This is a genomic window from Bisbaumannia salifodinae, assembly GCF_055388505.1.
This window is the reverse complement of sequence record NZ_AP043781.1, coordinates 695,922-707,881: the sequence shown is the minus strand read 5'-3', so window position 1 is coordinate 707,881 and position 11,960 is coordinate 695,922. Positions and strand designations below refer to the sequence as shown.

At 70.1% G+C, this 11,960-nt stretch carries 13 protein-coding genes; 3 read left to right on the top strand and 10 right to left on the bottom strand.

Features of this window, described 5'->3' with window-relative positions; all coding sequences use genetic code 11:
* Positions 1-34: 34 nt before the first annotated feature.
* On the bottom strand, positions 35-250 hold the full coding sequence (rpsU, locus tag ACZ5EF_RS03345) for a 30S ribosomal protein S21 (protein ID WP_016416934.1): 216 nt from the start codon (positions 248-250) through the stop codon (positions 35-37).
* 261 nt (positions 251-511) lie between these two features.
* On the opposite strand from rpsU, the gene tsaD reads away from it, so the two are divergent.
* On the top strand, positions 512-1,549 hold the full coding sequence (tsaD, locus tag ACZ5EF_RS03340) for a tRNA (adenosine(37)-N6)-threonylcarbamoyltransferase complex transferase subunit TsaD (protein ID WP_346063612.1): 1,038 nt from the start codon (positions 512-514) through the stop codon (positions 1,547-1,549).
* A 280-nt stretch (positions 1,550-1,829) separates the two neighbouring features.
* Here the strand turns inward: tsaD and plsY are convergent, their stop codons facing one another.
* Positions 1,830-2,420 (bottom strand): glycerol-3-phosphate 1-O-acyltransferase PlsY, encoded by a 591-nt coding sequence (plsY, locus tag ACZ5EF_RS03335; RefSeq protein WP_346063598.1) that lies wholly within the window; start codon positions 2,418-2,420, stop codon positions 1,830-1,832.
* Between the two features lie 98 nt (positions 2,421-2,518).
* Here plsY and folB point away from each other — a divergent pair, with 98 nt between their 5' ends.
* Positions 2,519-2,875: a dihydroneopterin aldolase gene (gene folB, locus ACZ5EF_RS03330; RefSeq protein ID WP_346063599.1), complete on the top strand. Its 357-nt coding sequence runs from the start codon at positions 2,519-2,521 to the stop codon at positions 2,873-2,875.
* Positions 2,872-3,387 (top strand): 2-amino-4-hydroxy-6-hydroxymethyldihydropteridine diphosphokinase, encoded by a 516-nt coding sequence (gene folK / locus ACZ5EF_RS03325; protein WP_346063600.1) that lies wholly within the window; start codon positions 2,872-2,874, stop codon positions 3,385-3,387. Before folB ends, folK begins: the two co-directional genes overlap by 4 nt.
* A 264-nt stretch (positions 3,388-3,651) precedes the next feature.
* Here folK and ACZ5EF_RS03320 read toward each other — a convergent pair whose 3' ends face one another.
* From ACZ5EF_RS03320 to ACZ5EF_RS03285, 8 genes are read right to left on the bottom strand one after another with little or no spacing between them, the layout of a single operon-like run.
* On the bottom strand, positions 3,652-4,806 hold the full coding sequence (locus tag ACZ5EF_RS03320) for a polynucleotide adenylyltransferase (protein WP_346063601.1): 1,155 nt from the start codon (positions 4,804-4,806) through the stop codon (positions 3,652-3,654).
* Complete coding sequence (gene glpE / locus ACZ5EF_RS03315; RefSeq protein WP_346063602.1) at positions 4,803-5,138, bottom strand: thiosulfate sulfurtransferase GlpE; 336 nt, start codon at positions 5,136-5,138, stop codon at positions 4,803-4,805. Before glpE ends, ACZ5EF_RS03320 begins: the two co-directional genes overlap by 4 nt.
* A gap of 24 nt (positions 5,139-5,162) precedes the next feature.
* Positions 5,163-5,972, bottom strand: a complete 810-nt coding sequence (locus ACZ5EF_RS03310; protein WP_346063603.1) for a symmetrical bis(5'-nucleosyl)-tetraphosphatase — start codon at positions 5,970-5,972, stop codon at positions 5,163-5,165.
* 21 nt (positions 5,973-5,993) lie between these two features.
* Positions 5,994-6,386, bottom strand: a complete 393-nt coding sequence (apaG, locus tag ACZ5EF_RS03305) for a Co2+/Mg2+ efflux protein ApaG (RefSeq protein ID WP_346063613.1) — start codon at positions 6,384-6,386, stop codon at positions 5,994-5,996.
* Between the two features lie 5 nt (positions 6,387-6,391).
* A complete protein-coding gene (gene rsmA, locus ACZ5EF_RS03300) occupies positions 6,392-7,195 on the bottom strand; it encodes a 16S rRNA (adenine(1518)-N(6)/adenine(1519)-N(6))-dimethyltransferase RsmA (protein ID WP_346063604.1) in 804 nt (267 codons plus the stop codon).
* A gap of 42 nt (positions 7,196-7,237) precedes the next feature.
* Positions 7,238-8,278: a 4-hydroxythreonine-4-phosphate dehydrogenase PdxA gene (pdxA, locus tag ACZ5EF_RS03295; RefSeq protein ID WP_346063605.1), complete on the bottom strand. Its 1,041-nt coding sequence runs from the start codon at positions 8,276-8,278 to the stop codon at positions 7,238-7,240.
* 7 nt (positions 8,279-8,285) lie between these two features.
* Positions 8,286-9,320, bottom strand: coding sequence for a peptidylprolyl isomerase (locus ACZ5EF_RS03290; protein ID WP_346063606.1), 1,035 nt, complete (start codon positions 9,318-9,320; stop codon positions 8,286-8,288).
* Positions 9,321-9,352: 32 nt separating this feature from the next.
* The gene (locus ACZ5EF_RS03285; protein WP_346063607.1) at positions 9,353-11,791 is read right to left on the bottom strand and encodes an LPS-assembly protein LptD; all 2,439 of its coding nucleotides are present in this window, start codon (positions 11,789-11,791) and stop codon (positions 9,353-9,355) included.
* Positions 11,792-11,960: the final 169 nt, after the last annotated feature.

The following is an 11,960-nucleotide window of genomic DNA, read 5'->3' as shown; positions in this document are numbered from 1 at the left end:
GTGCGCCAGGCGCCCTCATCGCCCCCAGTACGGATCAGTACAGCCGTTCGAAGCGCTTGCGCTCGCGCTGCAGCTTCTTGGCGTGACGCTTGACGGCGGCAGCCGCCTTGCGCTTGCGCTCGGCAGTCGGCTTCTCGTAGTGCTCGCGACGGCGAACTTCGGAGAGAACACCGGCTTTTTCGCAGGAACGCTTGAAGCGACGCAGTGCCACGTCGAACGGCTCGTTGTCACGTACTTTGACAGAAGGCATTAAGCACTCACCTACCTTAGGATCATGAGTTCGGATGATACGCACACCCTGAGGACTCGATTCCGTCGCAGACTCCGACTCGGCCGAGGAAACGACCGTGAGCAGACAAATGTGGGGAAGCGGGAATCCGGGTGCACGACCCAGTCTTACAGCGCACAGTATTCTAGACGTGGTGACCCGGCTTTGCAAATGACGCTGACGCGCCGCGGGCAAGTGCGTAGAATATCTCCCCTCCTTGGAGCCAGCGAGCCTTTGACCATCATGCGTGTACTGGGGATCGAGACGTCCTGCGACGAGACCGGCGTCGCCCTCTATGATACCGAGCACGGCCTGCTGGCCGATGCCCTCTTCAGCCAGGTGGCCATGCATGCCGACTACGGCGGCGTGGTGCCGGAGCTGGCGTCCCGGGACCATACCCGCAAGCTGCTGCCGCTGATCGACGAGGTGCTCGCCGAGGCGAACCTCACCCGGGGCGACCTGGAGGGCATCGCCTATACCGCCGGCCCCGGGCTCGCCGGCGCCCTGATGGTGGGCGCCGCCACCGCCCATGGCCTGGCCCTGGCGCTGGGGCTGCCGGTGCTCGGCGTGCACCATATGGAGGGCCACCTGCTGGCGCCCATGCTGGAGGACGAGCCGCCGGCCTTCCCCTTCGTGGCGCTGCTGGTCTCCGGCGGCCATACCCAGCTGGTGGAGGTGCAGGGCATCGGCCGCTACCAACTGCTGGGGGAATCGGTGGACGACGCCGCCGGCGAGGCCTTCGACAAGGCCGCCAAGATGCTCGGCCTCGACTACCCGGGCGGCCCCCGGGTGGCCAAGCTGGCGGAACAGGGCGACCCCCAGCGGCTGCGCTTCCCGCGGCCCATGACCGACCGTCCGGGCCTCGACTTCAGTTTCTCCGGCCTCAAGACCCATACCCTGACCACATTGCGCGCCTTCGAGGCGGAGGGCACCCTGGACGATCAGGCCCGCGCCGATATCGCCCGCGCCTTCGAGGAGGCGGTGGTGGACACCCTGGTGATCAAGTGTCGCCGCGCCCTGGACCAGACCGGCCTCAAGCGCCTGGTGGTGGCCGGCGGCGTCAGCGCCAATGTGCGCCTGCGCGAGCGCCTGGAACGCGAGTGCGCCAAGCGCGACGCCCGGGCCTACTATCCCCGGGGACGCTTCTGCACCGATAACGGCGCCATGATTGCCTATGTAGGCGCCCAGCGCCTGCTCGCCGGCGAACGCGACGAGCCCGGCGTCTTCGCCGCCCGTCCCCGCTGGCCGATGGATACCCTCACCCCACCTGAAACCAACTAAGGCCTACCCCCTAGCCGACTGTCTTCAGCGATTGGCGCCGCCAGGTGCCTTGGTGCTTGCCAGGATCGCCCTTCGGGCGATATCGCCGAAGCGTCGGACCGGCAGAATCCGCGCTCCCACAGTCAGCCTGAGTGGCCACGGGGGTTGTGGGAGTCCGGATTCCGGACGATGGGCGACGAAGTCGCCCGCCCTCCTGGCCCGAAGCCCTTACCTCGGCGGCACCGGCTCGCCCTCTTCTTCCACCGGGGCCATGACTGTGGCCGGCCTCCAGCTTCCGGCGTTAGAGCCCCGGCTCGTCGCCGCTACGCAGCCGCCTCAGGTTCCAGAAGTGGCGGGCCAGCACCAGCAGGGCGAAGCCGGTGACCACCAGGGCGTAGTCCGGCGCCAGCCACAGGCTGAGCAGAGGCGCCAACAGGGCGCTGCTCAGCGAGGCCACCGCCGCGGTGCGCACCCGCCAGGCCAGCAGGGCCCAGCACAGGGCGCACAGCAGGGCCACCGGCGGCACCAGCACCAGCAACACGCCGAAGGCACTGGCCACCGCCTTGCCGCCGCGAAAGCGGTGCCATAGCGGGTAGCTATGCCCCAGCAGCACCGCCAGTCCCACCAGCCCCTGGGCCCAGGGCGGAAGCCCCAGGAGCATGCTTAGCCACAGCACCGGCATGCCCTTGCCGGCATCCAGAGCCAGGGTGGCCAGGGCCAGGGGCATGCCATGCAGGCGCAGCACATTGGAGAAGCCGGGATTGCGGGAGCCGGCATAGCGAGGATCCCCCACCCCGGCCAGGCGGCAGACGGTCAGCGAGCCCAGCCAGGAACCGCACAGGTAACCTAGCCCCATCAGGGCGGGCAGCAGGGCCAGTGACGTGGGCGACATGGACGGTTCCCGAAGCGAGGCGACACCATGATTCTGCCTGGCGAGTCGCGTACAATCGAGCCTTTGCCACACCACCACGACCAAGGCAGGGGTAGGGAATGGATCTCGTGCTGATCGAGGCACTCGCAGTGGACACCGTGATCGGCGTCTACGACTGGGAACGCAGCATCCAGCAGCGGCTGGTACTGGACCTGGCCCTGGCCACCGATATCCGCCCGGCGGCGGCCGACGACGACCTGAGCCAGACCCTGGACTATGCGGCCATCAGCGAGCGCATCGCCGCCTTCGCCGCCGAGCATGACTTCGCGCTGGTGGAGACCTTCGCCGAGCGCCTGGCCGCCACCCTGCGCCGGGAGTTCGGCATCCCCTGGCTGCGGCTGACGGTGCGCAAGCCCGGCGCCGTGCCCCAGGCGGCGGCGGTGGGCGTGACCATCGAGCGGGGCCAGCGGGCATGAGGGTCACCGCCAGCATCGGCAGCAATATCGACCGCGATCACCATGTGCGCCGCTGCCTGGACGCCCTGGCCGAGGCCTTCGGCGAGCTGGAGATCTCGCGGGTCTTCGACAGCGAGCCGGTGGGCTTCGAGGATGGCCGCAATTTCTACAACCTGGTGGTGGCCTTCGACAGCGACGCCTCGGTGGGGGAGCTGCAGGCCTGGTGCAAGCGCCTGGAGTTCGCCCATGGCCGGCGCAAGGATAGCCCCAAGTTCAGCCCCCGCACCCTGGATATCGACCTGCTGACGGTGGGCGAGCTGACCGGGACGCATGACGGCGTGGCCCTGCCCCGGGACGAGATCCTTCACCACGCCTTCGTGCTCTGGCCCCTGGCGGAGCTACTTCCCGAGGCGCGCCATCCGCGGGATGGCCGGCGTTACGACGAACTCTGGGCCGCCTTCGACAAGCGCGACCAGAGCCTGCGCCCGGTGGACTTCACCTGGCAGGGGCGGCGGATCTCCTGGCCGGATTAGGCTTTTCCGAAAACTGGCTGCGCTCGCCCATACGGCGTTAAAAATCGGCTCAAAGTACTCATTTACACCGCGTAAACTCCGTCTTTTCGCCGATTTTTGCCTTGTCTGACCTTCGCTCGCCGACTTTTCGTACAAAACCTAGGCCTGAACCCCAGGCCGGCGGCTTTTTCATGGTTCGTCCCGGCAAGGCACCTGCGGCGCCAATCGCTCAGCACAGCTGAGCTCCCACAAGATCAACCACCTCCACGGCAGCGCCCTTCCGGATCAGGCCGTCGACCCGCCCTCTTCGCCGGCCAGGGCCGCGGCGATCGCCTCATGGCGGCGCCGGGCCAGGGCCTCGCCCAGGGCCTTGCCCTTGAAGCCCTCCTCCATCAGCGCCCGGGGCACCACCTGCCCGGCCAGGCGCCAGGCCAGCGACAGGTCGGTGGCCAGGTCGGCGTTCTCCAGGCTGACCAGCGACAGCAGCGGCGGCACCCGTTCCGGTCGGCGCCAGGCGTCGACCTCGTCCAGCCAGGCCTGGACGAGGTCCGCCGTCAGGGGCGCCGCCTCGGCGGCCTGCCATAGCGTTCGGGTCAGCGCCACCTGGCGGGCCAGGGCCGCATAGGCCTTGGGCAGGCGCAGCCGCTCGCCGAGCCGTGCCCGCTCGCCGTCGTCCAGGTGCTCGACGAGCCGCGCCCAGCGCCACAGGCAGGGCTCGGCATCGTCCTCCGGCAGGCACGGCAGGCGGTCCAGGGCGGCATCCAGGGCCGCCTCGTCGGCGCCCAGCTCCGGCCACCAGACCGCCAGGGCACCGCACTCCCGCAGGGCCTGGAAATAGGCCTCCGGATGGGGCTCGCCGAGGGCCTTCTCGGTCTCGATCCAGACCCGCTCCGCCACCAGATGGGCCAGTTCGCCATCCGCCACCAGTCGGGCCATCAGTGCCCGGGTCTCCTCGGCGATGGTAAAGCCCAGGCCGCAGTAGCGGGCCAGGAAACGCGCCGTGCGCAGCACCCGCAGCGGGTCCTCGACGAAGGCCGGCGAGACATGGCGCAGGGTGTGCGCCTCGAGGTCCGCCAGGCCGCCATAAGGATCCACCAGGCGCCCGTCCGGCGACTCGGCCATGGCGTTGATGGTCAGGTCGCGGCGCGCCAGGTCCTCCTCCAGGGTCACCGCGGAGCTGGCATGCACCACGAAGCCGGTGTAGCCGTGGCCGGCCTTGCGCTCGGTGCGGGCCAGGGCGTACTCCTCATGGGTCTCGGGGTGCAGGAAGACCGGGAAGTCGCGGCCCACCGGCTTGAAGCCGCGCCGGCGCATCGCCTCGGGGGTCGCCCCCACCACCACCCAGTCGCGATCGGTGACCGGCCAGCCCAGGCGGGCGTCGCGCACGGCGCCGCCCACGCAGTAGACCTCGAGGCCCGCGAGACAGGGATCGTCGCTCACCCCTGGCGCTCCACCCGCTCGGGATGCCGAACGGCCCAGTCGCCGAAGCCGCCGTCCAGGCTATAGACCCGGTCGTAGCCCTGGCCGCCCAGCCAGGCGGCGGCCTGCTGGCTGGAGTTGCCGTGGTAGCAGACCACCACCAGGGGGCGCTCCCTGGGGGCCTCCTCCAGCAGCGCCGCCACGCTGGTGTTGTCCAGGTGGCGACTGCCGGGAATATGCCCCTGGGAGAAGCTCAAGGGGTCGCGGATATCCACCAGGGTCAGGGGGGCCTCGTCGGCCAGCCAGCCGGCCAGGGTGTCCACGTCGAGGTGCTCGAAGGGGGCTTGGGTCATAACGGCTCCGGAAATCGTGAAGGATTAGCGCTGGCGGCTGGGCACGCGATGGCGCTCGCCGCTGGCCAGGTCGAGGGCGGTGAGGTCGCCGCCCCAGACGCAGCCGGTATCGAGGGCCTGGGCATCGACGCGGCTGCCGGGGGTGCGCCCCTCCAGGGCCGCCCAGTGGCCGAAGAGGATGCGCGGCGCATCCGGCCGTGGATACTGGAACCAGGGGGCGAAGCCCGGCGGCGCCGAGTCGAGGCCCTCCTTGGCGGAGAAGTCGATGCAGCCCTCGGCATCGATAAAGCGCATGCGGGTCAGGGTGTTGACGATCAACCGCAGCCGCTCGACTCCCGCCAGGTCGTCCCGCCAGCAGGCCGGGCGGTTGCCGTACATCTGACGCAGGAAGGCGCCGCTGGATTCGCCGCCCAGCGCCTGCGCCACCTCATCGGCCAGGGCCTCGGCCCGGGCCAGCGACCAGTGGGGCGGCAGGCCGGCATGGGTCATGACGTCCTCGCCATCGCGCACCAGCAGCGGCTGGGCCTGCAGCCAGTCGAGCAGCGTCTCGCGATCCGGAGCATCGAGGATCGCCGCCAGGGTATCGCTGCGCTTGAGACCGGCGTCGCCCCGGGCCACCGCCAGCAGATGCAGGTCATGGTTACCCAGCACCACCCGGGCGGCCTCGCCCAGGGCGGCCACCTCGCGCAGGCAGGCCAGGGAGCCGGGGCCGCGATTGACCAGGTCGCCGGTCAGCCACAGCCGGTCGCGGCGCGGGTCGAAGGAGAGGCGTTCCAGCAGGGCGACGAACTCGGCGTGGCAGCCCTGGAGATCACCGATGGCGTAGGTGGTCATGGTCGCTCCTGGCGTCGTCAGTCAGTGGACCTGGTTGGGACCGGCCAGGCGGAAGGGCGCGATGGGCACCTCGAAGTGGGTCTGGGTGGCGGTCTCGATGCAGGTATAGGCCCCCTCCATCACCCCCACGGGCCCATCCAGCACCGCCCGGCTGGTGTAGCGGAAGGTCTGGCCGGGGCCGATCAGCGGCTGCTTGCCGACCACGCCCTTGCCGCGCACCTCCTGCACCTTGCCGCTGCCCTGGGTGATCTTCCAGTGGCGGGCCAGCAGCTGCACGCTCTCCCGGGAGTGGTTATGCACGGTGACGGTGTAGCTGAACACATAGCGCTGCTCCGCCGGCGACGACTCCCCCGCCTGGAACTCGGGCTCCACATCGATACGAATGGTCTTGGCCAGTGAATCGCTCTCGCCCATGGGATTCAAGCGCCCTCCTCGGCCAGGGAATTGGCGATACGCACGAATTCCTCGACGCTCAGGGTCTGAGGACGCCGGCCGGGGTCGATGCCCAGGTCGCTCAACGCCTCGGCGGAGATGCGCCCCTTGAGGTTATTGCGCAATGTCTTGCGCCGCTGGCCGAAGGCCTCGCGCACCAGGTCGAAGAGCAGCGCCTCGTCCCGGGCGGGATGCGGCAGGCTGGCATGGGGCATCAGCCGCACGATGGCGGAGTCCACCTTGGGGCGCGGCACGAAGGCCTCCGGCGGCACCACGAACAGCGACTCGACCCGGCAGTAGTACTGGGCCATCACCGAGAGGCGGCCCCAGTCGGCCGTGTCGGGGGCCGCGGCCAGGCGCTCCACCACCTCCTTCTGCAGCATGAAGTGCATATCGGCGATGGCATCGCCGGCCCCCAGCAGGTGCACGATCAGCGGCGTGGAGATGTTGTAGGGCAGGTTGCCCACCACCCGCAGCGCCGGGCCCTCGCCGCGCAGGGCGCGGAAGTCGAACTTGAGGGCGTCGCCCTCGTGGATCACGAAGTCGGGGTAGTTGAAGAACTGCACGCGCAGCCCGGGGATCAGGTCGCGATCCAGCTCGATCACCTCCAGGGCACCGGCGGCCTCCACCAGGGGCCCGGTGAGTGCCCCCTGGCCGGGTCCGATCTCCAGCAGGCGCTCCCCGGGACGCGGGCCGATGGCGCGGACGATCCGCGAAATGATGCCGGCATCGCGCAGGAAGTTCTGCCCGAAACGTTTCCGGGCCCGATGCATCGGGGGTCGAGATGACATGCGCTATAGGATCCTTTGCTGCAAGAAGAGTCGAGTCGGTTCTCAGGGCGTGCCGCGGGCCGCGACCATCTGTGCCGCCAGGGCCAGGGCCACCCGCAGGCTACCGGGGTCGGCCCGGCCGCTGCCGGCCAGGTCCAGGGCGGTGCCGTGATCCACCGAGGTGCGCACCAGCGGCAGGCCCAGGGTGATATTGGCGCCGCGGCCGAAGCCGGCGTACTTGAGCACCGCCAGCCCCTGATCATGATACATGGCCAGCACCGCATCGGCCCCCTCGAGATGCCGCGGCGTGAAGAGGGTGTCCGCCGGCAGCGGCCCCACCAGGTCGAGGCCCTCGCCGCGCAGCGCCTCCAGGGTCGGGGTGATCACCTCGATCTCCTCGCGGCCCAGGTGGCCCTCCTCGCCGGCGTGGGGGTTGAGGCCACACACCAGGATACGCGGCGCGGCGAGGCCGAAGTCGCGGCGCAGGCCGGCCTCCAGGCGCCGCAGCACCCGGGTCAGCCCCGCGGCGGTGATGGCGTCGGGCACCTGGCGCAGGGGCAGATGGGTGGTGGCCAGGGCCACCCGCAGCGGACACTGGGCCTGGCCCAGCACCCGGCCATGCAGGGCGGCGTCGGTGGCCAGCATCATCACCACCTCGTCGACGCCGCAGGCATCGCGCAGGTACTCGGTGTGGCCGGTAAACCCGGGGTGGCCACCCTCGATGATCGCCCCCTTGTGCAGGGGCGCGGTGACCATGGCCCGGGCGCGACCGTCCCGGCAGGCGGCGATGGCCAGGTCCAGGGAGGCCAGCACATAGCCGGCATTGGCGGGGTCGACCCGCCCCGGGGTCACCGGCGCCGCCAGGGGCACCGGCCAGACGGCCAGTTCGCCGACCACCCGGGGGCCCGGCGCCTGATCCGTCGCCAGCTCGCGGATGCGCAGCTCGAGGCCCAGCAGGCGGGCCCGCTCGGCGAGCAGGGCCGGGTCGCCGATGGCCACCAGCCGCCCCGGCAGGGGCGCCGGGTCGGCGGCCAGCATCACCGCCAGGTCGGGGCCGATGCCGGCGGGCTCGCCGCAGGTCAGGGCCAGGACGGGCTCGCTCATGACCACCTCAGAGGCGCACATCGACGAAGGCCTGGCCGCGGATCTCCTGCAGCCAGGTCTCGATCTCCTCGTTGACCTTGCGCTGGAAGAGCCGCTCCCGGGCCTGCTGGCGCTGGGCCTCGGCGGCCATGCCCTGACCGCCCTGACGCTCCACCAGCTTGACCAGGTGGAAGCCGCTGGGGCTGCGCAGCGGCTCGCTGACCTCGCCCACGGCGAGCCCCGGCACCACGTCGACGAACAGGCTGGGCAGTTCGCCGGCGGCGCGCCAGCCCAGGTCGCCCCCTTCCAGGGCCTGGCCCCCGTCGGAGTGGGCGGCGGCCAGGGCGGCGAAATCGGCGCCGCCGGCCAGCTCGTCGGCCAGGCGACGCACCTCCCGCTGGGCGGCCTGCACCTGGTCGCTGCTCGGCGACTGGGGCAGAGCCACCAGGATATGGCCCAGGCGATAGCGCACATCGCCGGCCTCGCCCTGTTGCTCGAGGAAGCGCTCCACCTCACGCTCGCTGATGGTGATACGGCTGGCCACCTCGCGCTGGACCAGCTCGCGCAGCAGCAGCTCGCGGCGGATATCCTCGCGCACCTGGGCCAGGCTCAGGCCATCCGCCTCCAGGGCATCGGCGAACTGCTCGAGGCTCATGTCGTTGCTCTGGGCCACGCCGCGCACGGCGCGATTGAGCTCGGTCTCATCGACGCTGAGGCTGGCCTCCTCGGCCCGCTGCAGCTGAATCTCCTCGACGATCATGCGCTCCAGCACCTGGGTCCGCAGTTCCCGGTCGGAAGGCGCCTGGATACCGCGCCCGGCCAACTGCCCGCGCACCTGGGCCAGGCGCGCCTCCAGTTCGCTGGCCATGATGGCGTCCTGATTGACCACCGCGACGATGCGATCCAGCGCCTGGCGCTCGAAGGGCTGCGCCCGAAAATCCTCCTGACTCTGAGACTGGCCCTGAGCCTGGGCCACCAGGGGCAGGGCCAGCAGCGACAGCACCACGGCCAGGCTGGCGGAGAAACGACTGCGCATAACTACCTCGTTGATTGTCTTGATCATCGAAATTCACATCCTTGGAGCCCGCGTGATTATCACAGGACCGCCGGGCGGTACCCCGGAATCGCACGCTCGAAGTAATCGCCGGCATCGCCGCCCACGCCACCGAGCCCCTTGAGCACGAAGCGCAGGAAGAAGCCCCGGTCGGTGAAGTCGTCGGCCAGGATCCCGGTGTCATTGTCATCCACCCACTCCCGCCATACCAACTGCACGCCGTAACAGCAGTCGTTCCACTGCACCCCGGCGAGCTGCTCCAGGAAGCGATCATTGGTGTTGTCGTAGAGCAGGCGCCCGATCAGGTCGAGCCGGGCACTGGAGCGCCAGGCGAAGGAGAGATCGAACTCCTCGCGGTCGAAGTTGCGGAAGGCGTCATCGCTCACCTCCACCGAGGGGTCGAAGCCTTGGAGCTCCCAACGGTAGCCAAGGTTCACCACATGGCCGCGGGGATCGCGATACTGGACCCCGGCGGCGGCCCGCTCGCTGCGCTCCAGGTGATCGTCGTAGAGGACCTCGTAGTGGCTGGACCAGCGGACGCCATGCCGCCAGTCGGCGCGGGCCACCAGGGGGGAACGCTCCCGGGTGGCGTTATAGAAGCGCTGGAAGGCCGCCTCCGGGGGCAGGGTGTCGGGGTCGCCATTCAGGTCGATATGGCGATCCTCGAAGTAGAGGGCCTGGCCCAGGTGCAGGCCGAGGCGTTCGCGCCCGCTGGCGTCCTCCAGCAGGCGACTGCTCAGCCCATAGGAGAGGCGATTGAGGTCGCCGACCCGATCGGCGCCGGAGAAGCGGTAGGGGGACCACAGCTGCTGCCAGGAGAAGGCCCGCTCGCTGGCGTCGAAGTCGGGCAGCTCGCGCTGGTCCCGGGCCGGCACATAGGCGTAGTTGAGGCGCGGCTCCAGGGTCTGGCGATGGTCGGCCCCGCCCAACTGGAGGGGCCGCTCGAAGATCAGGCCGCCATCCACCGAGAACACCGGCAGGCTGCGGTCGGGCCGGCGATCGCGGTTGGTGACCCGCTCGCCATAGTCCAGGTCATAGGCGGTATGCAGCCACTCCAGGCGCGGCTCCAGGTGCCCCCAGCTATCGTCGAAGCGCCAGCCCACCGCCGGCGAGAGATGCAGCCGGGTACCCACAGCGGCTTCACGCTCCAGAGACTGAGGGAGGCTCGTCTCATCGATATCCCGCCAGAAGTGGGTCAGGTTGGAGCGCCACTGCTGATAGAAGCCCCGCTGCTGCCAGCGGGCGCTGGCGGTGAGGCTGGGCAGGCGGTAGAAGGGCTTGTCGCGGTCCGCCAGGGGGTCATCGAGACGCTGGAAGCCCTGGGCACGGGCCTCCAGGCGCCAGACCTGGCCCCGGTAATCGAGACGCGCCAGGCGCGGCATATTGGTGGTATTGCGCTCGCCGAAGTCGCCGCCGAAATCATCGAAGTAGCGGCCGTCGCTGGCGGCGCCGTAGCGCAGCTCATAGGCCAGGCGCTCGGAGAACCGCCCCTGGTGACGATAATCGACATACCAGCGGTCCTCCCCCTCGAAACGGCGCCCGGCGCTCCCTTCGGGGCCGTTGCCGCCATCGTCGCCGCTCAGGTAGGCGCCGTCGATCTGGCCGGCATCGCTAGGGTAGAGGTAGCGGTACTGGCCGCCCAGCAACAGGCCCCGGTCGCTGATCCAGCGCGGCGTCAGGGTGGCATCCCGATTGGGGGCGATGTTCCAGTAGAAGGGCTGGGCATAGTCGAGGCCATCCCCGGAGACGCGCAGGGTCGGCCACAGGAAGCCGGTCTGGCGGCGGTCATCGATAGGGAAGCGTACCCAGGGCCAGTAGAAGACCGGTACCCGGCCCATCTCCAGGCGCGCATGGCGGGCGGTGCCGAAGCCGCTGGCCTGGTCCAGCACCAGGTCGCCGGTGACCAGGCGCCACAGTTCGCTGCCGGGCTCGCAACTGGTAAAACTCGCCGAGGCCAGGCGGAAACGCCCGTCGGGAAGGCGCTCGAGGCGCTGAGCCCCGCCGCGCAGGCGCTGGTCGTGGGCCACATAATGGGCCTGCTCGATGGTGGCGGCATCATCCGTCAGGGAAAGCTCGCCGGCGTCACCGCGCACCAGCAGGCCGGCATCGCGCAACGCCAATGGGCCGTCCGCCAGGGCCCGATCCCGCTCGGCGGTGACCCGCACCCGGGGCGATTCCAATTGGCTGGTACCGCGCCGCAGCACCACTTCACCGCCGAGGATCACCTCGCCATCCGCGCCATAGTCGGCCTGCTCCGACTCCCCCACCACCTCCTCGGGGGTGGCGCCGGCGGGCAGGCGGTAGTCGGGAACCAGGTAGCGGCCCCGGCACAGGGCGCCGGCGGGGCGTTGATCCCCCCAGGGGTGCCAGTCGAGCTGGCTCGCCGCCAGCGGCTCGGGCGGGGCCGCCTGGGCCAGGCCCCACAGGGAGGTGGCGCCGACCAGGCCGGCCAGGGCAGTCCGGGTGAATCGCTTGCCCATCGTCGTCGGTGTCCTTGGCGAATGAAAACGGTATTATACAGCGCGTATTTTGGCTCTGCTGCCCGGGAGCCACGCCCGGAGCGTGGAGAAGCCGCCAGGAGGCGGCTCGGAGGTCCGACACCGGCTCCGTCTCACGCAAGCAGCGCCCAGCATGCGGCGCCGTCCCCAA